26 protein-coding genes and 2 tRNA genes are annotated in these 25,373 nt (G+C 43.2%); all 28 read right to left on the bottom strand.

Features of this window, described 5'->3' with window-relative positions; genetic code table 11:
• Positions 1-76: 76 nt before the first annotated feature.
• The 28 genes from hpt to prtG all read right to left on the bottom strand — a co-directional run bounded on the left by hpt (position 77) and on the right by prtG (position 25,283).
• A complete protein-coding gene (hpt, locus tag QF06_RS19350) occupies positions 77-619 on the bottom strand; it encodes a hypoxanthine phosphoribosyltransferase (RefSeq protein ID WP_003226700.1) in 543 nt (180 codons plus the stop codon).
• Positions 616-2,034, bottom strand: coding sequence for a tRNA lysidine(34) synthetase TilS (tilS, locus tag QF06_RS19345; protein ID WP_019712373.1), 1,419 nt, complete (start codon positions 2,032-2,034; stop codon positions 616-618). Before tilS ends, hpt begins: the two co-directional genes overlap by 4 nt.
• A 103-nt stretch (positions 2,035-2,137) precedes the next feature.
• Complete coding sequence (prkT, locus tag QF06_RS19340; protein WP_019712374.1) at positions 2,138-3,154, bottom strand: serine/threonine protein kinase PrkT; 1,017 nt, start codon at positions 3,152-3,154, stop codon at positions 2,138-2,140.
• A complete protein-coding gene (locus QF06_RS19335; protein WP_003243782.1) occupies positions 3,120-3,857 on the bottom strand; it encodes a vWA domain-containing protein in 738 nt (245 codons plus the stop codon). Before QF06_RS19335 ends, prkT begins: the two co-directional genes overlap by 35 nt.
• Before the next feature lie 84 nt (positions 3,858-3,941).
• A complete protein-coding gene (gene spoIIE, locus QF06_RS19330) occupies positions 3,942-6,425 on the bottom strand; it encodes a stage II sporulation protein E (protein ID WP_015253002.1) in 2,484 nt (827 codons plus the stop codon).
• A 199-nt stretch (positions 6,426-6,624) separates the two neighbouring features.
• Positions 6,625-6,696, bottom strand: a tRNA-Glu gene (locus QF06_RS19325).
• A 9-nt stretch (positions 6,697-6,705) separates the two neighbouring features.
• Positions 6,706-6,782 (bottom strand) — tRNA-Met (locus QF06_RS19320).
• A 168-nt stretch (positions 6,783-6,950) separates the two neighbouring features.
• Complete coding sequence (locus QF06_RS19315) at positions 6,951-7,337, bottom strand: S1 domain-containing RNA-binding protein (protein WP_003218379.1); 387 nt, start codon at positions 7,335-7,337, stop codon at positions 6,951-6,953.
• Between the two features lie 80 nt (positions 7,338-7,417).
• Entirely contained in the window at positions 7,418-7,795 is a 378-nt protein-coding gene (divIC, locus tag QF06_RS19310) for a cell division protein DivIC (RefSeq protein ID WP_003243211.1), read from the bottom strand.
• A gap of 17 nt (positions 7,796-7,812) precedes the next feature.
• On the bottom strand, positions 7,813-8,448 hold the full coding sequence (gene yabQ / locus QF06_RS19305; protein WP_003226711.1) for a spore cortex biosynthesis protein YabQ: 636 nt from the start codon (positions 8,446-8,448) through the stop codon (positions 7,813-7,815).
• On the bottom strand, positions 8,445-8,747 hold the full coding sequence (gene yabP, locus QF06_RS19300; protein ID WP_003226714.1) for a sporulation protein YabP: 303 nt from the start codon (positions 8,745-8,747) through the stop codon (positions 8,445-8,447). The genes yabQ and yabP overlap by 4 nt, the downstream gene beginning before the upstream one ends.
• A 78-nt stretch (positions 8,748-8,825) precedes the next feature.
• A complete protein-coding gene (locus QF06_RS19295; RefSeq protein ID WP_003226716.1) occupies positions 8,826-9,086 on the bottom strand; it encodes an RNA-binding S4 domain-containing protein in 261 nt (86 codons plus the stop codon).
• A gap of 2 nt (positions 9,087-9,088) precedes the next feature.
• Positions 9,089-10,558: a bifunctional methyltransferase/pyrophosphohydrolase YabN gene (gene mazG, locus QF06_RS19290; protein ID WP_003226718.1), complete on the bottom strand. Its 1,470-nt coding sequence runs from the start codon at positions 10,556-10,558 to the stop codon at positions 9,089-9,091.
• The gene (locus QF06_RS19285; RefSeq protein ID WP_032730643.1) at positions 10,548-12,146 is read right to left on the bottom strand and encodes a putative polysaccharide biosynthesis protein; all 1,599 of its coding nucleotides are present in this window, start codon (positions 12,144-12,146) and stop codon (positions 10,548-10,550) included. Before QF06_RS19285 ends, mazG begins: the two co-directional genes overlap by 11 nt.
• A gap of 181 nt (positions 12,147-12,327) precedes the next feature.
• Positions 12,328-12,864, bottom strand: a complete 537-nt coding sequence (gene spoVT, locus QF06_RS19280) for a stage V sporulation protein T (protein WP_003218365.1) — start codon at positions 12,862-12,864, stop codon at positions 12,328-12,330.
• A 135-nt stretch (positions 12,865-12,999) separates the two neighbouring features.
• On the bottom strand, positions 13,000-16,533 hold the full coding sequence (gene mfd / locus QF06_RS19275) for a transcription-repair coupling factor (protein WP_014478601.1): 3,534 nt from the start codon (positions 16,531-16,533) through the stop codon (positions 13,000-13,002).
• 69 nt (positions 16,534-16,602) lie between these two features.
• Positions 16,603-16,833 carry an anti-sigma-F factor Fin gene (gene fin, locus QF06_RS19270; protein ID WP_003243417.1) on the bottom strand — a complete coding sequence of 77 codons (231 nt, stop codon included), beginning with the start codon at positions 16,831-16,833 and terminating at the stop codon, positions 16,603-16,605.
• A 59-nt stretch (positions 16,834-16,892) separates the two neighbouring features.
• Positions 16,893-17,459, bottom strand: a complete 567-nt coding sequence (pth, locus tag QF06_RS19265) for an aminoacyl-tRNA hydrolase (protein ID WP_003226727.1) — start codon at positions 17,457-17,459, stop codon at positions 16,893-16,895.
• Between the two features lie 106 nt (positions 17,460-17,565).
• Positions 17,566-18,180, bottom strand: a complete 615-nt coding sequence (locus QF06_RS19260) for a 50S ribosomal protein L25/general stress protein Ctc (protein ID WP_043940261.1) — start codon at positions 18,178-18,180, stop codon at positions 17,566-17,568.
• An 85-nt stretch (positions 18,181-18,265) separates the two neighbouring features.
• On the bottom strand, positions 18,266-19,219 hold the full coding sequence (locus tag QF06_RS19255; RefSeq protein ID WP_003218353.1) for a ribose-phosphate diphosphokinase: 954 nt from the start codon (positions 19,217-19,219) through the stop codon (positions 18,266-18,268).
• A 22-nt stretch (positions 19,220-19,241) separates the two neighbouring features.
• Complete coding sequence (gene glmU / locus QF06_RS19250; RefSeq protein WP_041850257.1) at positions 19,242-20,612, bottom strand: bifunctional UDP-N-acetylglucosamine diphosphorylase/glucosamine-1-phosphate N-acetyltransferase GlmU; 1,371 nt, start codon at positions 20,610-20,612, stop codon at positions 19,242-19,244.
• Between the two features lie 192 nt (positions 20,613-20,804).
• The gene (gene spoVG / locus QF06_RS19245) at positions 20,805-21,098 is read right to left on the bottom strand and encodes a septation regulator SpoVG (RefSeq protein WP_003218346.1); all 294 of its coding nucleotides are present in this window, start codon (positions 21,096-21,098) and stop codon (positions 20,805-20,807) included.
• A gap of 194 nt (positions 21,099-21,292) precedes the next feature.
• Entirely contained in the window at positions 21,293-21,670 is a 378-nt protein-coding gene (ridA, locus tag QF06_RS19240) for a 2-iminobutanoate/2-iminopropanoate deaminase (RefSeq protein ID WP_003226738.1), read from the bottom strand.
• Complete coding sequence (gene purR / locus QF06_RS19235; protein ID WP_003218342.1) at positions 21,667-22,524, bottom strand: pur operon repressor; 858 nt, start codon at positions 22,522-22,524, stop codon at positions 21,667-21,669. Before purR ends, ridA begins: the two co-directional genes overlap by 4 nt.
• A gap of 55 nt (positions 22,525-22,579) precedes the next feature.
• Positions 22,580-23,449 (bottom strand): 4-(cytidine 5'-diphospho)-2-C-methyl-D-erythritol kinase, encoded by an 870-nt coding sequence (ispE, locus tag QF06_RS19230; protein WP_003226742.1) that lies wholly within the window; start codon positions 23,447-23,449, stop codon positions 22,580-22,582.
• 147 nt (positions 23,450-23,596) lie between these two features.
• Entirely contained in the window at positions 23,597-23,782 is a 186-nt protein-coding gene (locus tag QF06_RS19225) for a small, acid-soluble spore protein, alpha/beta type (RefSeq protein ID WP_003218333.1), read from the bottom strand.
• 157 nt (positions 23,783-23,939) lie between these two features.
• A complete protein-coding gene (gene veg, locus QF06_RS19220) occupies positions 23,940-24,200 on the bottom strand; it encodes a biofilm formation stimulator Veg (RefSeq protein WP_003218330.1) in 261 nt (86 codons plus the stop codon).
• Positions 24,201-24,410: 210 nt separating this feature from the next.
• Entirely contained in the window at positions 24,411-25,283 is an 873-nt protein-coding gene (prtG, locus tag QF06_RS19215) for a sporulation-specific protease PrtG (protein WP_015715102.1), read from the bottom strand.
• Positions 25,284-25,373 lie beyond the last annotated feature (90 nt).

Below are 25,373 nucleotides of genomic sequence, written 5' to 3'. Positions count from 1 at the left end.
AGCACAACTATGTTCAATAGTACCATAGAAAATCATTCCAATACAAACAATAACCATCTCGGAAGCAGGCTGCCGATCAGCTTTCATAAACTGCCGGTTTTAACACTCCGATATAAGGCAGATTGCGATAGCGCTCAGCATAATCAAGTCCGTAACCCACTACAAACGCGTCAGGAACTTCAAAACCGACAAAGTCTGCTTTGATGTCCGCTTTTCTTCCGCTCGGTTTATCCAAAAGGGTAACAATCTTAATTGATTTTGCTTTACGGTATCGGAAGAGCTCTACGAGATAACTTAAGGTTAACCCACTGTCGATGATATCTTCAATAATTAAGATGTCCCGGCCCTCTACAGATGTATCCAAATCTTTAATGATTTTTACTTCTCCAGAAGAAACCGTAGAATTTCCGTAGCTTGATACATCCATGAAATCCATTTCCAAATATGTATCAATATGCTTGATAAGATCTGCCATAAAAGGAAGTGCTCCTTTTAACACACCGATTGCCAACGGAAATGTATCTTGATACTCGCTCGTTAATTCTGCACCTAACTCTTTTACTTTCTTTTGTATCTCTTCCTCTGAGATCAGTACTTTCTCGATATCATGTTTCATCATGATTTTGCTTGCCCCCTACACTTTTCATGCTGTCTATATTGTAATACAATGCGGTCGCTGTTTGGAATCACAAGATCTTCAAAAATTGATTTTTTCAAGCCAGGTATCCAGATAATTTCACCGCTTGCGTCCGTCACAATCGGCCAGTTGTCTCTTTCTTGGAGAGGCAATTTCTTATCAATAAATATATCCTTTACCTTTTTTGAGCCGTTCATCCCTTTTAGTTTGATCCGGTCTCCAGCTTTTCTCGTCCGGATTGTTAAGGGAAATCGCACCTTTTTTTCACTTGTGATAAAAACAGCATTCCCATGTTCTTCAGGCGAGTCCGCATAATGCCTTGCCTCTATCAGATATCCATTAGGGAGCACTGCCGTTTCATCAGCAGCTCCGCTAATTTGGTATTCAAAGGGAACATTTTTGCACTGCCATTGTTCAAATGTAAACAAACATGTCTGATATGATTTGACCACCTTCAGCCCTTTCGGAAAGTCCAGTACTCCTGAAGGACCGCCATTTTCCGCCCAATCGAGAAACTGCTGAATGTGATGGGCTGAAAAGGATGATGGAACGTTTTCATAAAGATAGTTTAATATTAGTTGAACTCCTCTTCTTTGTAAAGGCATCGGGAGGGCAAGCAATTGAGAGGAATTGATTTCAACTGATGTATTAGACTGGCTTGTGATTACTTTATTCATTTCATCTTTCGTTAATGACTGTAAGAATTGCTCATCTTCCGTCAGTGCTTCACTCACTTTCTGAAACCTTTTATGCACATCCGGAGATTCCTGCTTCATAAACGGGAGCACTGTTTTTCTGAATCTGTTTCTTGTGTAGTCATCTTTGGCGTTGCTTTCATCCGTCCGGTAGCTCAAGCCGTTTTCACGGCAATAGTGAAGGATCTCTTCCTTTGTAATGGTTAAGAACGGCCTGATAATCCGCCCCGTCCCAAAACGTCTAACCGGTTGCATTCCCGCAAGTCCCGTTCCAAGCGTGCCCTTAGCCAGTTTCATAAGCATTGTTTCAACCTGGTCATCACCATGATGCGCAAGAGCCAGATAGTCCGCTTGGTGCTTCGACATGATTTCCTCAAAAAACTGGTAGCGGCAATCGCGTGCTGCAGCCTGCTTATTGAGTCCTTTTTCCTGTGCATATGCGGTTACATTGATTTGAGCCGTTTCGCACACGAGCTGTTCAGCTTTACAATAAGCTTGGACAAAACGCATGTCCTCTTCGGATTCCGCACCTCTGAACCGATGGTCAACGTGAGCTGCAATAACATTCGCTGAACGGCCGCATAACGTATGCAACGCGTGAAGAAGAGCCATTGAGTCCGGACCGCCAGAAACGCCTACAATGATCGTCGCCCCTTTTAACGTAAGATTGTGTTTGTTTAAAAAATCTTTGACACTTTTCACAATGTCCTCCTCACAATGAGCAGGTATTTTAAAGATATTCATATCCTAACACTTTCAACCCCTCCAAGCAAAGAAGAAGCATAGGCTCTGCAGTTTGCGCCATTCAGATTAAGAAAAAGATAATATAGGCGAAATAAAGCGCTAAAACACTGATCACGATAAGCGTTGTTTCAAATAACCCCCCCGACTTAGCCGGTTTCTGTTTTGGGGTATATCGCCTCTTCGTTATTTTTCCTTGGCGCGGTTTTTGCTGTCTTTGTCGTGTGGCAGGCTGCGGTGATGCTTTTATAGGCTGTTTTCTTTGTGCTGCTTTTTGCCCCGCGTCTAGCATATCCTTTTTCATTTCATCTGCGGATTGATAATCTCCGTTCAAGGCTGAAAAAAGCACTTTTTTATACTTATGAAGCAGCGGGTTTCCTTCGATGAGAGACCTAAGCTGTTCTTTGGGCTGGTTCGTTTTCTTAAATTCTTTTTTATGCACACTGTTGATCATAATCATGGCAACTGCGAACAGATCATAGGATGGCTCTGCCTTTCTTGTTCCATACCCCCAATAGCCTCTGTCATAAAACTCCGTATACTCTTTTATCGCCCGGCCTTCCTTTGTCGTGCCGCCCACATCAATGCAGCGGATCCTTGCGGGCGGACCAGTTACGATCAGATTATCAGGTTTAAGATCGCCGAATATCCATCCTTGCTGGTGAAGCACCGATAAGCTGGATAACAGCTGAATCATTAATACCGGTATCCACTCTGCTCCTTTATCACTGACATACTTCAAAAGCAGCGGCCCTTTTATGTATTCCATTGCATAAAATGAAACTTTCGTATTGGTACTGGGAATATAGGCATCATCCGTATCAAAAAAAGAAGGCCCCATCGTAACGGACTGGGCCTTTGAGAAAGATTTCAAGACATTCACTTCAGAAGTAATAGACAGGCTGTCATCACTCACCTTTAAGGCAACATGTCCATCTGATGCTTCTGCCAAATACACAATTCCATTGGCCCCTTTACCAAGCTGTTTACGCAATGTATAAGTGTTTCCATTCCACTTGCCTTTGATTGTCGTACCCGGCTTGAGGCTACATGCCAAACTCGTCAAAGCGTCGTTCATCATCTGCCAGCATGCCCCTTCTTGAGCGTATTTTTTCAAACTGCAGTGTCGCTTCACGAATCGCCGGACCTGTCGGCGTGATGCCGCCTGTCGAAAGCTTTGCAAAGAGTGTGGAAAGAGATTGCAGCTTCGGTGTCCAGTTCAGCACAAGCTCGACCTCTTGTTTTTTCCCGGGAAATATACACATCGCAAATTCGTTATTCCCGATTCGAGAATTGAGGCTTACAGACAAATCAATCAGTGCCTCTTTTACTGTTGGAAGCTTTGGCGCCATACTTGCACTTGTATCAACAAGAACCAAAACCTGAAGATGCACCGTTTCTCCAAGCTCGTCTACCACTTCCATGACTTCGCCGCGTTTTTCCGGGGAAAGCTCTTCCATTTCCACATTCTTTCCGAGAATCTGTTTCAGTTCTTGATTGACTACACCTTGTAAGGTTTGCGTCATCGCTTTTTTTGTTACCATTTGAACAGTTTGTGAAAGCTGAGATGCATAAACGACTTGATGCACGCCTCCTCCGGCAAGTGCAATCCCTTCGACTTCCTTCATTGCCTCAGGGTCAATTTGATTTTCTTCCATTATACCAATGACATTTACCGTAATCCCCTGCTCTTTAGCAAAAGCAGCCATTGCAAGCGGGTCTTCCCCATGGTTTGAGCAGCCATCCGTTATCAGCAAAATTTGATTTAAATGTCCGTTGTTCACATTCATTCCTCCTGGAGAATACGAGGATTCTCAGATTCATATATTCCCATCTTCGCCAGAAGAAATTTGATTTATACGGAAGCGTTATGAAATTTCTTGTTTGTTTTGAAAGATTGCCGGAACAGGAATGGATGCCCACTTCGGTGTATTGTGATCAATCCGGACAACAACAACAGTCATATCGTCCTCAATTTGGCCGGATCTTGTGCGGATGACTTCTTCCATAAGCAAATCGGCAATCTCCTGCGGGTCATTTGTTTTCAACCCTTTCATTTTACGTTTCATCCATAAGTCGTGATTTTCCACATGCTTAGGCCCCTCAAAAATGCCATCACTCATCATAATTAAGAGGTCACCCGCTTTCAGCTGTTCACTCACAACCTCCACATCGAATTCATTAATAATACCGATTGGCAGATTGCTCGCTTGAACTTTCATGACCTGGTCACCCCGTTTGATAAAGCTAGGCGTCGATCCAACCTTCAAAAATTTACAGCTGGCATCTTGAAGATCGATAATAGACAGGTCAAGCGTGGAATATATTTCGTCAGTTGTCCTTAGAGACAGTATGCTGTTGATCGTTTTAATTGCTATTTTTTCATCAATTCCCGATTCAAGGATTTTTTCAAGAAGCTTGATCGTTTCATTGCTTTCAAAGTGCGCTCTTGCGCCATTGCCCATTCCGTCACTGATTGCTGCAGCATATTTTCTGGCTCCAAGCTCCATCATGCTGTAGCTGTCGCCGGAGACAAGGCCGCCGCCCTTCGCAGCGTGAGCAGCTCCCGTGGACACCCTGTATGATTTTGTTGATCCAAAGGCAACATGGCTGTATCCATTCGGATGCGGAGAGTGCTGTTCGGCTTTCACAAGAATTTGTTCTTCCAGAATGTCAGACAGCATAGGAGCAATGATTTTTTCACTTTCTCCATGTCCGCTGAACGGAATGGTCATTTCAATATCGATATTTCCTTGTTCAAGACTATAGATCTCGACATGCTGAATCTCAATTCCGAAATGCTGAAGCGCTTCTATGATTTGCTCTTCCTGCAGAAAGTGCTGTTCTCGCTCTCTTTTTATTTCCCGAGAAAAGTCGGCCATGACTTCAGAAACGCCTAAAAGCTGTTCAGCAACAAGGCGCCTGCTGTCTTGGACTTTTTTCTTGAGTGTCAAATGGGCATGATGATGTGCGAGCTCATCCTCAATCAGCTCTTCAACCTGCTTGGATTTAGAACAATACTGTTGAAACTCTTTTTTCAGCCTTCGGTTTGATGCATATTCTTTTTCCTCTGTTTCAAGCATAACTTGTTTCATTAAATCATATGTTTTATCAAAGTTCTGTACCCAGCACCTGTTTTTCTTGTAGCACGTCTGACAGGAATGCTCCGTGATTTTGCTTAAGAACAGATCAACTTCGCTGTCATCTGTCTGTTCGTCTGATGCTTGGTAAAAGGTTGCAAAGCTTTCAGACAGCGCGTGAAATACATTGGAGAACTGGTCTACCTTCTGAGCAGTGACATCTCGGATTTTTCTAGCGTATTGCTGTTGCTCTTGAAGATGCTCGACAGTTCCCGGAATATATCTCGCCACTTTCCTTGTAATAGATTGAGGTGTGAGCAAAAACAGGCCGACTGCGATTAATGACTCATAGAGCGTTGTCATCAGACCGGCAGAGCCTTCACCATATAAAGATATAAGAAGTGATCCAACGATCAGACCGATTGCTGCACCCGCTTTTTTCCCTTCCTTCAGCAAACCACCCAATAAACCGGAAAAAGCAAGCAGACTCATTTGATATAGGTTTCCGATATTCGCCAAGCCAAGAATCAGGCCGGTCACAACACCAACCGTACAGCCGATGCTTGCTCCGCCAATAAAGGAAAAACTCAATACAACATAACGAGCCAATATATGTTCTGCCTGCATCCCTTGGTAGGACAAGCCGGCCAGCCCCGTTAAAACAGAGGCAATAAGAATCATAAAGCAAATGATTTCCTCTATTTTTAATGATTGTTTCACTTTTTTCACAGTAAAAATCGGAAGGCTCTGAAGGAAAATCAGTGTTAAGATAAACGACAGTCCAGCCTCAACGATAGCCATTACATAATCATAGGTTGTAAATACGCCATTTTGGGCATAAACAAACCCGGCTCTTGCTGCAGCCATCGAGAAGAACACGACAATCGGGAGCGCTTTAACACGATCGTCGGTAATGAAGGCAGCCACTTTAGAAAATACGAAGAATGCCAGCAATGCCGCCAGTATGAGCAATGAGTGCTTTGGAGATATGGTCAGCGCACCTGCAAGCACAGCCAAAACCGCATAAAACGCTTTGTCTCTTCTGATGAGAAGCATCGCTCCAAAGAAAGGAAGTGCGAAAGGAAGCACCTCGGATAATATGAAAGCCCGTCCAAGCAAAAATCCGATAACAACATAAATGAATCCTTTATAGAAAAACAGTGAATGCAAATGATGAGTCACCAGCTTCGTGCCCCTGTTAAAAAACGATTGGAGTTTTTCCAAAGCTTGTCCCGCCATTGGCCCGTTCACTCTTCTTTCTGCTTTTTCCATTCCTCTCATCTCCCACCTGTTATATTCGTTGCCTGTCATTATAGCGAAAGCACAGATAGGATTTTGTCAAAAGAAGGTAACAATACCAAAGAAATCTTCGACGGTTTCTGCCTTGATATTCGTTTATGAAAAGAATTTCCGGAATGTTGTCTAAAAATGAAAAAAATCGGCTTCTGCAAGAGAAACCGATTTTTTAGGATGACCCGTACGGGATTCGAACCCGTGTTACCGCCGTGAAAGGGCGGTGTCTTAACCGCTTGACCAACGGGCCAAACAAATATGGTAGCGGCGGAGGGGATCGAACCCCCGACCTCACGGGTATGAACCGTACGCTCTAGCCAGCTGAGCTACACCGCCATATTGTTTTGTGCTTCTAAGCACAAGTTATATAATACAAAGGTTTGTCTCTTTCGTCAACAGAAACTTTAATGTTGTAATTTTCTGACTCTTAAAGAGAATGAGGATAATAAAAAAGCATCCGTCGGGATGAACGGATGCTTCATTTATTTTATAGAAAGCAGCAAGTTATCCTCTTCTTGCTCCGCGCCCTCCACGTTTTGATTCCGTATTGCGTTTTAAAGATGACAAGCGATCTTCGCTGTCTTTTAAAAACTTATTCATTTTCTGTTCAAAAGATTCTTTCGGACGGAAATCATTTCTAGGTCTGGCTTGCGGACGGTCTTTAGCTTTTTTAATAGATAAACCAATTTTCCCGTCTTTTTCAACGTTGATGACTTTCACTTCAACTTGGTCGCCGACTTTTAAGTGGTCGTTAATGTCTTTGACATAATTATCAGCTACCTCACTAATGTGAACGAGACCGGTTGAGCCTCCAGGCAATTCAACAAATGCTCCAAAATTTGTAATACCTGTAATTTTCCCTTGCAACTTGCTGCCAACTTCAATCGACATAAAAAAAGTGCTCCTCCTTAGGCTTATAAAAAGATCGTTTGCTTAATTATACCTAAATAAAAATTTAAGTGTCAACAAGGCTACTTACTCTTCTTCTCCACATTGAAGATAATTTCTCCGTCTCCAGACATGAATAAGTCCCTTCTGGCAAGCTCTGTGACGTAATCTTCATCCTTCAATTTGGATATTTCTTCTTTTAAATCCGTTTGTTTTGTCTTTAAACTTTTGAGTTCTTTTTCAAGCTGTTCTTTCTTTTCTTCTTTTGCACTAAGGGAAGATGTTTGGGACCATACAGAGCTTGCCAGCACAATTGCCGTCAGGAATACTAGGGCGCCGAATACAGTTAACCGTCTGTACAGCCCTTTGCGTCTTCGTTTCTTCAGCTGATTTTGCCGTTCTACTTGTTCTTTATAGTCGTTTTGTATTTCAGTTATCGTTCGTTCCCTGGAAAAATTCAAACCAGACGGTCCTCCTTTCATTTCTTCAAAAACCGTGTAATGGTCGTTCTTATGGTTATCAATAGTTTCTTCTTCTTTTTGAGAAATCCTGCACCTTTTTCAAAATAACGTCTAAAAGTTAGACGCATTTTCACAGGAAGAAGTTTCAAACATTGTTTCGCGATAAAACGGATCGGAAAACACAGAACCATGACTATTTTATATAGACACAGCAGGAGAAAACCTATCAGGCTGTATGTTTTCTTGAATAAAAATGCCGCCATCCAGATGATCGCTCCGCATGTCCACACAATAGGACGAAATAACACGTGCTGAATGAGTTTTTTGAAGAATTGATAAACAGAAACAACAAGGTAAATGACGAATTTCAGTATTTTTATATAGATTCGTTTGCAAAGGCTCTGATACGTCGCAACGCCCAGCAGAACCGCTAAAAAGATGTAAATCCTGAATTCTCCCTCATTTACATGAAGCAAGACATAAAAGAAAAGCAGCCCTTGCACAATCCAGAAAAGAATATCATGAATAAATAATAGCCATCTGGCTGTTTTGGCACGAATGACAAAGAGCCGGTATGTATCAAGCGAAGCACCAAGCCAGAGACCCATACCGGACATCGCCAGCATTGTATAGAATTGTGTCGTCAGCGTCATTTAAACAACTTGCTAAAAAACCCTTTAGCTTTATCCCCTTGTTGTTCGTCTAAGTACACTAAATCAAATACCCTGCCTTTAATCGAAACAATCCCTTTTTCCACATCAAGATTTTTCATCTGCAGGTTTTGGCCTCTGACGGAGAGCATTCCCATCACCGTTTCCAGCAGGAATTCTTCGTTATCAAAACTCTCCACATGCTTAACCCCAGAAATATCTAAATGCTTCCGGCCTTTCATTGTCACATCATGCTGTTCCGGAACAGACGAAGAACCTTTTTGATCATAATATGAATTCATCTATTCAGCCCCCATATCCTCGATACTTTTAGCATTATTACTGCATTGTATGAGGAGGGGGATTTTTTTAGAACAAGCCTATTCGCCGAGTTTTTCTTCTTTTAGAATCGTGTACATGTTTGCAGCTTCTTCTTTTTTCGTCGTGTCTTTCAATTCATTAACTTGAACCGTTACAAGCTTTTGGCCGAAGCGGACCGTTAGTTCATCTCCCGGTTTTACGTCAGAGCTAGCTTTAGCTTGGTTTCCGTTAATAGAGATTCGTCCTTGGTCAGCTACTTCCTTCGCTAGTGTACGCCGTTTGATCAGCCGTGATACTTTCAAAAATTTATCTAATCTCATATCTATGATCTCCTCTCAGTTTCTTTTGCTTCATTCCACAGTTTGTCCATGTCCTCAAGGGACATATCAGCCAACTCGACTCCCTCTTCCTTCGCTGTTTCCTCAATGTACGAGAACCGTCTCCGGAATTTGTCATTAGTCATGGTCAGCGCTTCCTCTGGCTCTATTTTGTAGAAGCGGGCTACATTCACCAGCGCGAACAAAATGTCGCCAAACTCAGCTTTAAGATTGTGTTCGTGAGGAGCTTCAGAAACCTCAGAAGAAAATTCCTTCATTTCCTCACTTACCTTTTCCCAAATATCGCTGACGTCTTCCCAGTCAAAACCGACCTTCGCTGCTTTTTTCTGCAATTTAGCAGCTTTCGAAAGAGCTGGAAGGGTTTTCGGTACGCTGTCTAGTAACGATGATTCAGATGTATTTTTTTCGGCCTTTTTTATATCTTCCCAATTGGCTAAAACATCGTTTTCATCCTGAACCTTAACATCTTTAAACACATGGGGATGTCTTCGGACCATTTTTTCACTGATTCCTTTTATGACATCATCAATTGTGAAATAACCTTCATCTTCACCAATTTGCGCGTGAAGCAAGACCTGAAGCAAAACGTCGCCAAGCTCTTCGATCATATGGTCTGTGTCTTCTTCGTCAATAGCTTCGAGAAGCTCATAACATTCTTCAATCATGTACTGCTTTAATGACTGATGCGTCTGCTTTTTATCCCACGGACATCCATTAGGTCCGCGAAGCTCTCTGATGATGCTTCGGAACGTGGAGAATTCGTGATAAAGCAGCTTCTCTTCTTTAATCGGCGGAATATACACACTTGTTAAGTTGTTCAAGGCGACATTGCGGTCCAGCTCAAATAATGGCACTGTCCTGATCTCCTCGCCACGGCTGCCTGCTGCAGTCACAATGACGACCTCATAATCATCAGGCAGCTTCTCCATCAATGTCAGCTTGACTTCAGAAGCCGTCATTTGGTCGTAAACCTGACATATGATCAGATGATGTCTGAGCTCAAGCTCATCCGCGGACAATGTGCCGGCATCCACAAATTGAAAACCTTCAATCGGGTCAATTTGCAAGACATTGAATGTGGCATCAAGGAAACTTTGTCCCCCCGCGACTTTCACTTGAACGTTTTCCTTTTCCTGCCGCTCCGTCAGCAGCTGAACTGTTTTTTCTGCGACAAAAGGGTGTCCCGGCACAGCGTAAACCACGTCCTCACGCCGCGCCGCTTCAAAGAGGATATCTGCAATTTCTTCATATACCGCCTCGAACTGATCATGTTTCTCATATATATCATCAAAGAAACGGATGTTCTTCGTTTCTTTTTCAAGCTCCTCAATTAAAGGATGATCCTTGGTTCTGACATACAGCGTATCTGCCTTCGTCAGCAGCTTGTGTATACCAATTGTCAATTGGTCCATGTCTCCGGCACCAAGTCCGACGACTGTAATTTTACCCGCCATTTTGTTCTCTCCTTCTCATGAATTTGCTTAACTTGCTGCCGAATGGCACACTGTTCAGCTCTTCATCTGTAAATATTCCCAATCTCATCATACAATAAATAAACACCGCGCCACCAATGGCAACAGCAGAAAGACTCTCAATCACAGCCGCTCCTCTTCCTGTTGCAGGAAACAAGAAAGTCCAGAGACGCGTATACGCAAGCAAAACAGCTGACATCAAAAGAGCAGATCCAATAATCGGAATCAAAACGCCTCTAAGCTTATCGAGCCATTCCTTTTGCCGAAGCTGATACAAGTTAAGGCCGGCGACAGCCGCAAAGGAAGCCGCTGTCGCAAGCGATGCGCCTTCAATCCCATAGCGCGGAACCAAAAGTGTGTTTAACACCCATTTCACCGCAACACCCGCGCCCACCGCTATCGCAGGAAAAACTGTGTATCCCGCTCCCTGTAAGACTGCCGCTGCCGTTACCGCCAAGGATGCAAACAAAATGGAGCAGCTAAATACTTGTAACGCACCTGTCCCTTCTCCATTTTGAAACAGCATGATATTTACCGGCTTTAGAATGCAAATCAACCCAGCCGATGCGCCTGTACCGAGCACAAGGCATAGTTTCAAAGATGACGTGATTTTTTCTTTCATGATCTTCAGCTCTTTGTTTTTTACAGCCATAGAAATATACGGAACGAGTGACGTCGCAATGCTTACCGCGAAAATTGAACCGAGCTGCAGCAAGGGTTGTCCCCGATCATAGATCCCCTTTAGGCGTTTTGCTTCTTCGCTTGCCTCACCACCCGAAAGCAATGCATATAAATTCAAAGCATCAACAAGCTGGATAAACAAAAGCAGCAAACTGCTTACACAAATTGTAACCGAATATAAAAGCAGTTTTTTCGTCAATTCTTTTGTTGTGATGACATTTTCATTTTGCCTATCCGTTTGGTTGTATCTATTCGTTTTAAACCAAAAAAACCCCAGTATCACCAATGCAACCAAACTTCCGGCAAGGGAGCCTGAAGCGGCTGCCGCTCCCGCAGTATAAAGTGAGGCTCCCTTTTTCACGAGCCAAAATGATAAACCCAAGAGCACCGCAACTCGCAGAAATTGCTCTGTCATCTGTGATAAGGCTGAAGGGAGCATTTCGTGCCGCCCCTGAAAACCACCTCTAAGCAACGCGACAAATGGGAACAGCAGAAACGCGTACGCGGTCACTTGAATTAACACGGCTAGATGCGAATCTCCCATAAAGAGTGCAATAGGAACAGCACCCAGATATAAACAAAGAAATAATAAAATACCGATTAAAGACAAAAACAACGCAGATATTTTTAATATGGTGTGATGATTTTTTTCACTATAATCATTCATCAGCTTTGAAATAATGACTGGAAATCCTGATGTGGACAGCATGACCGCAATACCAAGAAAGGGATATACCTGCTGATATATATAAAATCCAACATCGCCGACAATGTTTTGAAACGGGACTCTGTAAACAGCGCTTAAAATTTTTGTGATGACGCCTGCCAGAATTAAAACAAAAGCCCCCTGCCAAATCCAATGCCGTTTAACGCCTATTGAATCGTCCATCCAAAAGCTCCTTCCCAACGTCAGGGGCAATACGGTTCACGTATTACCGCGGCACAAATAAAAACGAGGTTATTATACCACATCCCAACCCTTGGATTCCTTTTTCGGCACGCATGAAAAAGAACAGCGTCCCAAGGAGAGCTGTTCTTTACATACCTATTTTCGAAGAAAGGAATAAGACCTACTGTTCCATTTGACGAGCCAAAAATCCAGCTGCTGTTTCAACGGCTTTATGCTCTACTTCGCCCATTGTCTGATCTTTTGAAAAGATCACCACAGCACCTATCGGATCACCGTTCGCCACAATTGGGCCTACAGTATAAGAATTCATGTCCTCATCAATTCCATTCACAAGCTGTACTGATTTCGCATCACTCTCAAGCACGGAGCTGCGCTGATCCATTGTTCTTTCCAGCATTTCGCTGATTGACTTGTTTAAGTAATCTTTTTTGGAGCTGCCGGACACGGCAATATATACATCACGATCACAAATCAGCACTGAATGGCCGAGGCTGTCGTAAAGCGCGTCTGCATACTCCTTTGCAAAGTCTCCAAGCTCACTGATCGGAGAGTACTTTTTCAAAATCACTTCTCCGTCACGATCTACAAAAATCTCAAGCGGATCGCCTTCCCTGATTCTCAGAGTTCTTCGAATTTCTTTAGGAATCACGACCCGACCTAAGTCATCAATACGACGTACGATACCGGTTGCTTTCATCTCTGGTGCCTCTCTTTCATTTGATGGTATATACATGTGGGAAAGACCTAAAGCAGTTACTTTATGTACCTTCCGCCTCGCTTGAAATTAGTATCCGTCACATCAAATGTAATATACACCAGAGAGTAACAAAATTTACGTTGATGAAATGGTTTGCTTTTTCACATCTTTTAAGCCCTTCAGCATGCCCAGCACGGTGTCGAGCCATTCATCAGCACTACGGCCTTTCGTCTGTATGGAGATTTTGAGTTTTTTCCCTTCCATTCCCAGTCCGATTTGTCTGCCATATTGATTGCCAAGCTCAAACAGCTTCTGCCCGTCAATTTCAGCACTTGCTTCTTCAGAAATCGTCAATCTGACAGCATCTTTATCCTGCTTAATCAGCTCGACACGTTCCTGTCTCGCATAGACTTTCATTTCTGCAACAGTAAACAAGTATTCGACTTCTTTTGGATAGTTTCCAAAGCGGTCGATCATTTCATCTTGAAGCTCATTCTTCTCTTCGATTGTCGCCACAGACCTGAAGCGTTTATACATATCAATTTTCTGTTTGCCGTCTTGAATATAAGTTTCCGGAATATACGCATCAAGCTCGACATCAATTTCTGTTTCAAACTGCTCTGTCTTCGCTGTGTCTCCTTTACGCTCCTCAATGGCCTCCTTCAGCATTTGTGAATAGAGGTCAAATCCGACCGAATCGATGAAGCCATGCTGCTGGGCACCAAGAAGATTCCCGGCTCCGCGAATCGTTAAGTCACGCATTGCGATTTTAAAACCGGAACCTAACTCTGTGAATTCTTTAATAGCCTGCAGCCTTTTTTCAGCCACTTCTGTCAGCACTTTATCCCGGCGATACGTGAAGTACGCATACGCCACACGGTTAGAACGGCCGACACGCCCCCGCAGCTGGTAAAGCTGAGAAAGTCCCATCTTGTCGGCGTCAAATACGATCAGCGTATTGACGTTTGGGATGTCCACGCCAGTTTCGATAATGGTTGTGCTGACGAGAACGTCTGATTCTCCTTCAAGGAAGCTTAGCATAACGGTTTCTAATTCATTTTCTGTCATTTTCCCATGCGCATATGCTACCTTCGCGTCAGGGACTAGCATTGAAATTTCATCCGCTTTCCGCTCAATGTCCTCTACCCGGTTGTACAAGAAATAGACCTGGCCTCCGCGTGCAAGCTCACGTTCAATCGCCTCTCTGACAAGAGCGCCGTTATATTCCACAACATACGTCTGTACGGGGAAGCGATTTTCCGGCGGAGTCTCGATGACTGAAAGGTCCCTTACGCCAAGCATAGACATATGCAGCGTACGCGGAATCGGCGTTGCTGTTAACGTTAATACATCAACATTGGCTTTTATTTGCTTGATCTTTTCTTTATGGGTTACACCGAAACGCTGCTCTTCATCAATGATGAGGAGCCCTAAGTCTTTATACACGACATCCTTTGATAGCAGCCGATGCGTCCCGATGACGATATCAACCGTTCCGTTTTTCAGCCCTTTGATTGTTTCGTTTGCTTCTTTTCTCGTTCTGAACCTGCTGAGAAGGCCGATATTAATCGGATAGTCCTGGAAGCGCTCTTTTATGGTTTCATAGTGCTGCTGTGCCAAAATGGTTGTCGGAACGAGCAGAGCTACCTGCTTTCCGTCACCGATCGCCTTAAACGCGGCACGTATGGCAACCTCTGTTTTACCGTAGCCCACATCTCCGCACAGCAAGCGGTCCATCGGACGTTCTCTTTCCATGTCTTTTTTGATTTCGTGAATCGAACGGAGCTGATCCTCAGTCTCTTGATAAGGGAAAGCCGATTCGAATTCACGCTGCATCTCATGGTCAGGAGAAAACGCATAGCCCTTGCTCGCTTCTCTTTCGGCATACAGCTTAATTAAGTCGTCAGCAATATCCTGAACGGATGTCTCTACTTTTTTCTTGACCCGCTTCCATTCACTTCCGCCTAATTTATACAGCTTTGGCTCTTTTCCTTCGGAGCCGACATATTTTTGGACCTGATCAATTTGTTCTACAGGGACGTAAAGCTTGTCACTGCCCTGATAATGTATATTTAAATAGTCTTTATGAATGCCGTTGATTTCAAGAGTTTCGATCCCCAGGTATTTTCCGATCCCGTGATTAATATGAACGACATAATCTCCAATTTGAAGCTCAGAATAGCTTTTGATGCGTTCTGCATTGGTAAGCTTCTGTTTTCGCGGCTTCTTCTTTACACGGTTTTTGAACAGTTCTTCTTCCGTAATAACGGCAAGCTTCATTAACGGCAGCTCAAATCCTGATTGGAGCTCGCCTTCCATGATATAGACCTGTCCCTGAACAAGCGCTTTTTTGCTGTCTGTCACGGCGGCCTCGATATCATAATCAGCCAAAACAGATGACAATTTCTGTGTACGTTCCTTGTTTGCTCCTAAGAACACAACAGTGAAATTTGATTTTTTAAAACGCTCCATTTCGCCCGCAAGCACGTTCATTTGGCCATGGAAACTCTGCATTTGCCGGCCTGACACATTGACAATATTTTGCGGGCTCGTATGGTGTACATGCCGCAAAAATAAAGAGTAGTACAGCAGAGGCCGTTTTTGCTCAGCCACTATTTTCTGGAAGCTGAATGACAAACGAATATCATGCAAAATCTTCCCTTCCTCAAGAAGATTTGTGATAAACTCCGCTTCTTCTTTTTGAAGCTGTTCTTCCATCTCATGAATCCGACTGACTTCATCCAAAATCAGGAGTGTATTATCAGGTGTATAATCTAGTAAACTAGCAGGCTTTTCATAGAAATATGAGAGATACTTCACGAGCTCCTGATCTGTCTGGCCTTCAGACAAGCGTTCTTTATCGTGAGAAATATTCGCATGAAGTATTTCTTTTTGTTTGTCAGCCTTTAATTTTTTCAGGCTCGCGGCAAGACCACTATCGATTTTCTCCATCGCCCGCGCTTTTTCTTCCGGTCTGATAATTAATTCCTTCGCGGGACCGATATTGATCGAGGTAAGGGTCTCAATTGACCGCTGATCATCTGAATTAAAGCTGCGGATTGAATCCACCTCGGTGTCAAAAAGTTCAATTCTCACCGGATTCTCTGAAGTCAACGGATAAATGTCAATGATTCCCCCGCGAATACTGAATTCCCCGGGCGCAGAAACCATATCAGACCGCTCATACCCTACCTCTACCAGCCGTGAGGCAAGCTGGTCAGGTTCAATATCATGGCCTACTTGAATGAGCATCTGGCTGCTTTTCCACACCTCAACAGGCGGCAGCATTCTTCTGATTGCAGCTACCGGAGCAACGACAATTGGCGCTTCTCCATTCGTTAGTCTATTAATGACATCTAATCGCTGCGCCCGCAATTCAGGGCTTGCAACTGCGATTTCTGATGAAATGAGTTCATTGACGGGGTACAAAAGGACAGACCGATCCTCTAGAAGTGAAGTCAGATCATCTGTTACTTTCTGGGCTTGATATAAGTTATGGGTGATTAGAAAGATAGGCTTATTCGTTTCATTAGCCAGAGCAGAAGTAAAAACAGAACGCGCGGAACCCGACAGACCCGCGAGCAGCTGTTCCTTCAGGCCCTCGTGTAAACCGTTGATGATGGATTTAAAGTCATCGCTTTCTTTTATAAAGGTTTGAATGTTGTCCATATGGCCCCTCCTCTCTGTTTCCTGTGAGAACAGAAAAACGCTTTGGTCTAGTGTCTACACCAAAGCTTTTTATTGAATAAATGTGTGATATTCGTGGTAATGCGGATTTCGGTCAAGCGCCTCTTGGCAGTCTTCACATATCGTCAAAACATGGACATCTCCATTTTCTTTATAAGAAATCATATCGTTTCTTTCCTCATTTGTTAAGTGCTGAAATCCAAGTGAGTCTGTCGATACCATTGAAGATTCGAGACTGCCTACTTTCACTCCGCAATGACGACAATAATAATGCAAAGCCATACAAGGGACCTCCTGATGAAAAAGTCATTTTGGTGTAGTATGGACTTTGTTGTTACATTTTATACCTTTGCGTTAAATTCGTTCATGACTTCTAAAAACGGTTTACTCAAAGAAGCCTCACAAGCCTTCACAGATTTATCAACCGCTTCTTCGATCTCAGGTGCCTCCTCCTTGGTAAAGGAGCCTAACACATAATCAACGACCTTCATGCCGTTTACAGGCCGGCCGATTCCGATGCGGATACGGTCAAACTCGGATGTACCAAGATGCTGGATCAGTGATTTGATGCCATTGTGCCCTCCGGCGCTTCCTTTCGTTCTTAAACGGATCTTGCCAGTCGGAAGGTCAAGGTCGTCATAAATGACTGTCAAATCTTCGTTATCGACATCATAGTAGTCCATTAAAGGCCGCAAACATTCTCCTGATAAATTCATATATGTAAGCGGTTTAACAAGTAGAACCTTTTTGCCGGAAACAAATCCGGTTCCGTATAATCCGTTAAATTTATTTTGATTCAGCTCTATATTCCATTCCTTTGCAAGCTGATCTATCACCATAAATCCGACATTATGCCGTGTATTTTCATAGTTCTTCCCCGGGTTTCCGAGACCGGCAATCACAAGCATGGCGAATCCTCCCTTAGTCACATAACTCCCGTCTTCATAAACGGGCTATAATTCTTCTCATTCTAGCACAAAAGACGTAACCGCGGGAGGGTTACGCCTTAAGCTATTATTGTTCGTTTTCACCTTCTGGCTGAGCATCGGCAGATTCCTCTTCATCGACCTCAGCTGCTTCCTGCTGCTGCGGAGGAAGGATTGAAGCCACAACCTCATCTGATTCATGATTAAAGGAGTAGTCACCGCCAGCAGGCAAATCTGCAATCGTCAGTACTTCATTTACATCGAGGCTTGAAATATCAGCCTCAATCGTTTGCGGAATGGCTTTTGGCTTGGCCTTTACAGTAAGTGCATATAACGGCTGCTGCAGTACGCCTCCGTTTTTCACTCCAATGGCTTCTCCGGTCAGATGAATCGGAACTTCCACTTCAATGTCCTCACTCATATTAACTACTTGAAAATCAGCATGAGTGATTTCATTTTTCAGCGGGTCCGTCTGCAGGTCTGTTACCATGACTGAGTGTTTTTCTCCGCTGACCTCAAGCGTAATGACTGCATTTTTGCCTTCGTCCCTCAGCGTTTTGATGAGCTCCACACTGTCTAATGACACAGGTTTGTTACCCGTACCCTTCCCATATATGATACCTGGAACATGTCCTGAAGTACGGATATTCCGAAGAGACGAACGAGTAAAGTCCGTTCTTTCTTTTGCCGTTAAAGTTGCCATATTCAGCACCATCCTATTGTCGTTTTAGTTGTCCTATTACAAACAATACCCAAAACGATAAAGGTTTAAACCTTTCAAAATCGGTTTAGCTGAAAAGGTAGCTGACAGATTGCTGCTCATGAACGCGAATAATCGCTTCGGCCAGAAGCGGTCCGACTGAAAGCTGCTTAAAGCGTTCAATTTTCTTTTCTTCGGGAAGCTTGATGCTGTTTGTCACAACAAGCTCTTTAATTGTTGAATTATTAATCCGTTCAACCGCAGGGCCTGATAGTACAGGGTGTGTACAGCATGCATATACTTCTTTCGCTCCGTTTTCAACGAGCGCATTAGCAGCAAGTGTAATCGTACCTGCAGTATCAATAATGTCATCGATGAGGATAGCAGTCTTCCCTTCGATGTTACCTACAATATTCATGACTTCCGCCACGTTTGGACGCGGACGGCGTTTATCGATAATCGCAATTGGCGCTTTTAGTCGGTCAGCCAGTTTGCGGGCACGTGTCACACCGCCATGGTCTGGTGAAACAATGACGATATCTTCAAGATTTTTGCCTTCAAAATATTCTCCTAAAATCGGAACACCCATTAAGTGGTCAATCGGTATATCAAAGAATCCTTGAATTTGCGGCGCATGCAGGTCAAGTGCAATCACACGAGTCGCACCGGCTGTTTCAAGCAGGTTAGCGAAAAGTTTAGCTGTGATTGGCTCACGGGATCTTGCTTTTCTGTCTTGACGCGCATAACCGTAATAAGGAATAACAATGTTAATCGTTTTTGCAGAAGCGCGTTTTAACGCATCTACCATAATCAGCAGTTCCATAATATGCTCGTTAACGGGGTCACTTGTAGACTGGATGATGTAACAATCACATCCGCGAATACTTTCTTCGATATTAATTTGGACTTCCCCGTCACTAAATCTTGTGACAGAACATTTCCCTAATTGAACTCCAACTATATCTGCGATTTCTTTTGCAAGCTCTGGATTCGAATTCAAAGAAAAAATCTTTAAATTCTTATCTCCGTATTGATTAGACATGGATAAACCTCCGAATTTAGGATTATTTTTTATGAATATTTTTCACATAATCGTCTTTATTTACTTGTCTCGCTCTGGCAATAGCAAGTGCTTTTCCAGGTACATCTTCCGTAACAGTTGAACCTGCCGCCACATAAGCGCCTTCTCCGACTGTGACAGGGGCAACCAAGTTGGAATTGCAGCCGATAAACGCGCCATCTTCAATTTTTGTCAAATACTTATTCTTTCCATCATAATTGACAGTAATTGAACCGCAGCCCAGGTTTACATCAGTGCCTACCTCAGCATCGCCGACATAGCTTAGATGAGATGCCTTGCTTCGGTCTCCGAATTGAGTCTTTTTAATTTCTACAAAATTCCCGATCTTCACTTCATTCCCGATGACAGAATCAGGTCTGATGTGAGCAAAAGGTCCTATGTTTACATCATTCCCCACTTTACTGTGATTGACTACCGATTGTTTAATAACCGTACGGCTGCCAATGGCACTATTCATAATCTCCGTATGAGGGCCAATAATCGTATCTTCTCCGATTTGCACCTCACCTTTAATCACAGTTCCAGGGTAAATCACAGTATCGCTTCCGATAACAGCGTCAGGAGAAATATACGTATTCATCGGGTCGATCAACGTCACGCCATTTTGCATATGCCGTTTATTAATGCGCTCTTTCATAAATTGTTCTGCCTGAGAAAGAGCAACTCTATCATTAACTCCGAGCGTTTCTTGGAAATTACCAGTCTGGTAAGCGGCAACAGTTTCGCCTTCATTTTTAAGAATCTCTATGACATCCGGCAAATAATACTCGCCTTGGGCATTATCATTAGACACCTGATCAATAGCCCGAAATAGCGCTTCATTGTCAAAACAATACGTACCGGTGTTGATCTCAGTTACAAGAAGTTCTTCTTCAGAGGCGTCCTTATGCTCAACGATTTTTTGAACCGCTCCGTTTTCGCTGCGAATAATGCGGCCGTATCCGGTTGGATCTTCTGCAACCGCAGTTAAAATCGTAGCTTTCGCTTCTCTTTGTGTATGTTCTTTCAGCATCTGTTCCATCGTCTCTGCTGTCAAAAGCGGCGTATCTCCGCAAATGACAATTGTGACGCCTTTTTCGTCAGCAAGAAATGGCTGTGCCTGTTTTACAGCATGAGCAGTGCCAAGCTGTTCTGCTTGAAGCGCGTACTCGCTTTTATCACCAAGCTGCTTTTTCACTTCTTCCGCACCATGTCCGACAATCGTGACAAGCTTTGATAAAGATAATTTTAAGGCTTCGTCCACGACGTGCTCTACCATAGGCTTACCGCAAACTGGATGAAGGACTTTATAAAGCTTCGATTTCATTCTCGTTCCTTGTCCAGCCGCTAAAACAACTGCAAACCGCTTATCCATTTATTGGCCTCCAATATCCCTTTTATCCATAGAAAAATATATCCTAAATATCTTCTGATTTCAAGGAGACTTCATGAAGTGCAAGAATTTTCTATTGAGTGCAACTAAGTTTGAAAAATCAGAATTAAAAAAGGACCGCCGGCAAAAGGCTTATGTCAGCCCTTTCAGCAGTCCTTGCTTTTTGGTTATTTTTTAAGAAGCTCCAGCTTCTTCGAATTCTAATGCTTCAGTGTCACCCAGACGATGATACTCATTTAACACGGCATCTTGAATCTTTCCTCGCGTGCTTGAATTAATAGGATGAGCAATATCGCGGAACTCTCCATCAGGGGTGCGTTTACTCGGCATCGCAACGAAAAGACCATTGTTTCCATCAATCACACGAATATCATGTACAACAAATTCGTGATCCAGCGTGATGGATGCAATCGCTCTCATGCGACCATCGGTATTCACGCGGCGTAATCTTACGTCAGTAACTTCCACAGTAGTTCACCACCTTTTCCCTATATAAAAGCATTAGTGTATCAATTCCACGATTTTTTCTGAAATCCTGCTCGTTTTTAAAATATTTTTTGAAAAAATAGGATATAGTTACACAATTAGGTCATAAAGCTTTCATTTCGGGCATAAGGTAAATAAAAAAGTGATCCCGGGCTCTCCCAGAATCACTTTTCTTATTATTTCACCAGTGCAATAACTTCGATCTCGACTAACGCATCCTTCGGGAGTCTCGCGACTTCAACACAAGATCTCGCCGGTTTGTGAGTGTCAAAATATTGTCCGTACACTTCGTTTACTTCCGCAAACTGTTCCATATCCGCGATAAATACAGTTGCTTTTACAACTGTTTCAAAAGAAGCACCCGCTTCTTCCAGAACCGCCTTTAAATTGCTGAATACTTGATGAGTCTGCTCCTTAATATCGCCGTTCACCATTTCGCCTGAAGGAGTCAAAGGGATTTGACCTGAGCTGTAAAACATATTGTTGACGATAATCCCTTGTGAATAAGGTCCGATTGCCGCTGGGGCATGTTTTGTGTGGACTGCTTTTGTCATGATTCTGTCTCTCCATTCTTTAAAAGATTGTCTTTAAAAAAACGCAGAAAATTGCCATTCTGAATTTCAATGGACTTCTCTTTCATGTTGATGGTTGAAAGAGTAAGAAGTGACATATATTCGTCAACAAGACGTTCATCTACTCCTTCGGCTTCAACTAAGACGCCGATTCCCGCCACATTTGCGTTAAACTCATCCAACAGGTTAATCATACCATTAATGGTGCCGCCTGCTTTCATAAAGTCATCAATAATGAGTACGTTTGAACCCGTTTTCATGCTTCTTTTCGCAAGTGACATTGTTTGAATGCGGTTTGAGGAGCCTGAAACGTAATTAATGCTGACTGTGGAGCCCTCTGTTACCTTATTGTCTTTACGAACGATCACAACAGGCACATTCAAATAGCTTGCAGCTGCATACGCAAGAGGGATGCCTTTCGTGGCAACGGTCATGACAACATCAATTTCGCGTTCTGCAAACACGGAAGCAAACAGCTTCCCTACCTTGGAGAGTACAGATGGCTTTCCTAAGATATCCGTTAAATATACATAACCGCCCGGAAGGATACGCTCAGGATTTGCCAGCGACTGTCCAAGTGTCTGCACAAACTCTTCAGCTTCAGCCTGCTTCATTTTCGGAATATATTTAACGCCTCCGGCAGCCCCGGGAACAGTAAGCAAAGTACCAATCCCCTGCTGTTCAAAGGTTTGTTTAATAATTGTTAAATCTTCACTGATCGATGATTTTGCAGATTCATACCGCTCAGAGAAAAAGGTTAGCGGTATTAACTCGTGCGGATGGGTTAACAAATAATTTGTTAAGTCCACCAATCTGCCGCTGCGACGAAACTTCATGAACTTACCCCCAAAATCCGAATATTTTAAGATCAATATAACTTAATATACGGATTTAATCAAGAGCGTTCTGTTCGCCGATCATTCTCACCGCATAAACTTGATCGCAGAAGCCTCTTAACCCGTTATAAATTCTCTGCACCTTCGACTCATACTGAACCAGTCCAAACACTGTCGGGCCGCTCCCGCTCATTAACACGGCATCTGCACCAAAGCGTTTCATCTGGTTTTTGATCATCGCAACTTCAGGATGCATATCGAGTGTAACAGATTCAAGCACATTGCCTAACCGGCTGCACATCTTCTGAAAACTCTTTTCTTCTATCGCCTCGATCATGCCTTGTACATCGGGATGCTCTATACCATCCAGTTTCAGCGCTCTGTACACTTCAGCAGTTGATACACCGATTGTCGGCTTCGCTAAAATGACCCAGCAGTGCGGAGGCGTGCTGATATGTTTAATTTTCTCGCCGCGCCCTGTTGCTAATGCAGTTCCGCCATAGACACAAAATGAAACGTCAGAGCCAATTTCCGCTCCAAGCTCAGCAAGCGTTTCCGCGGACAGATTTAAATTCCACAGTCTGTTCAGCCCTCTGAGTGTCGCCGCCGCATCACTGCTTCCGCCGGCAAGACCGGCAGCCACCGGAATTACCTTCGTAATCATGATGGAAACTCCCTTTTTCACGTTGTATCTGTCCTTGATCAGCTTGGCAGCCTGATAAGCTAAGTTTCTTTGGTCATCAGGCACAAATCGGTTGTGGGAGGAAACCCTCACTTCATCCTCTGCAAGCTCCGTCAATTCAATTCGATCAGCTAAATCAATTGTCGTCATGATCATTTCGACTTCATGATAGCCATCCGGGCGTTTTCGGGTGACGTCAAGTGACAGATTGATCTTAGCTGGCGCTTTTTCTAAAATACGCATAGCTTTCACCTACTTCTCCATCTAAACATAAGTATGAACATTGTATCACATTTGAAGTACAGGATGAACATATCCATATTCAGCCCATTATGTATTTATATCCAAAATAAAAAAACCAGGGAACAGCACGTCCCCCGGGTCACATCCTTATCGGTTATTCTGATTCTGAGCCATTTGCTGTTCGGCGATTTCAATAGCACGCTTTACCATGTTACCGGCATCGCGAGCCCGAATTTCGCCCCAGCCGCCATTTTTTACTGTGTCATAAAAACCAAGGTCTTTAGCCAGCTCATATTTAAACTCATCTGACATAACTCCACGACGTCTGCCCAAACGAAACAACCCCTTTTTTAGAAGTGATAGCCATTCGTGCACGTCACGATAATATGTGACTGTTTTATCTTTTGTTAAATCAGATGGAACTTTCGTTAAAATTACTGGAAACAAAAAAGGCAAAACAAAAAGCAGTAAACAAAAGGTTCACTGCCCGTTAAAATGCCACTGAGCTTGCGGCGTCATCATTAAATGTCAGCTCAACAGTCTCAGTCAAAATATCAGCATAACTGTATGAAACTCTTTCAAACGAGTTCTCGTCTTGATCTAGTTGTATCACAAAAACAGAAGGGTACGTCTCAGCTAAAATGCCCGAACGCTCAATCGTTTTTCGGCGGCCACCGTTTGCTTTTAACGTCAGCCTTTTACCTAAATTCCCATCAAGCGATCTTTTAATATCGGACAACGTCTTCGCCATTGCATCCACCTCACTACATTTATTGTACAACACGAGCCCATTTTTGTCAAATAAAATTTAAATTATATCAACGTTAATAAGACGTTGTCAATAAAATTATTTTGACAAAATTCTATGATTCCTCAATTATGTTCCGCAAGTTTCGGTAAATTATGTATCATTATGTAAAATAAAAAACCCGCATAGCTCTCCTATGCAGGTTTTCAACTGTTAATTGGACTTATAAGGCATACCAATTCTCAGAACTCCTCTTGTTTCAATACCTCCAAGCCCTTTCTCTCTTGTCAGCGTATTACGGAGCACTTCCCATACATTAATCCGTTCCATAAACGGCGTAAAGCTGATCTTCGCGACGATATATACCGGATCAAGCGCATGAATATTGACTCTTGACGGTGAACTTGCAAAATTTGCACCCGCTCTGATGAGTGATTCAAAATGGGATTGGCAGGCCCCCGCAAAAATAACAAGCTGATCTAAGTGAGGGATCTTTTTTCGGGCTGTTTGAACAGTTTCAACAAAGTGCTTAGAATGTCTGTACGCATTCAAATCATCAATACCGCCCTTTTGCTTCGAATACGCATCATGCCCTGTGATCACCAGGATATCAGGTCGATATTTGTCGAGCAATTCTTCAATAGAAGCAGACATTTTCTTTTCATGGCAATGGATGCCATAGACCGGCACTCCAATTTTTTTATAGACATTCAGGCATTTTTTCAGATATGCTTCGTCACCATCCAGATGAAGCACTTTGCCCGGCATATGGAAATAATGCTCCTGATGCTGATATTGGCTTGTCGCATAGTACTCCTGTTTTTCTCTGAGCAGTTTATAATCCTGGCGGAGCAATTCGAGCGACTCATTCATTCTGCTCTCATCTTTCTTTTTCCGCATCATCTGCTCATCTTTTTTCACTGCTACCAGATCAGAAAAATCCGAATCAGCAATCAGCCTGACTTCATCTCCATGCAAAATGGCAATTGCATTTCCTTTGCTCGTTTGCTCTATTCCTATAATTCGAAACAAAACATCCATCTGATAGGATTTTCTGGCTACCATATCCCCTATTTGAAATTGCACGTTCCTCACTCCACACATAGACTAAGCCTCATCATGAAAGAAAGAGCCTTGAGAAAGCGCCTTTTTTCGCTGAGTCCAAGTTTTTTCTTA

The sequence above is a fragment of the Bacillus sp. YP1 genome, assembly GCF_000877815.1.
In the GTDB taxonomy this organism is placed as follows: Bacteria; Bacillota; Bacilli; order Bacillales; family Bacillaceae; genus Bacillus; species Bacillus subtilis.
The sequence above is the reverse complement of the archived record's forward strand: the minus strand, read 5'-3'. Positions and strand labels throughout refer to the sequence as shown.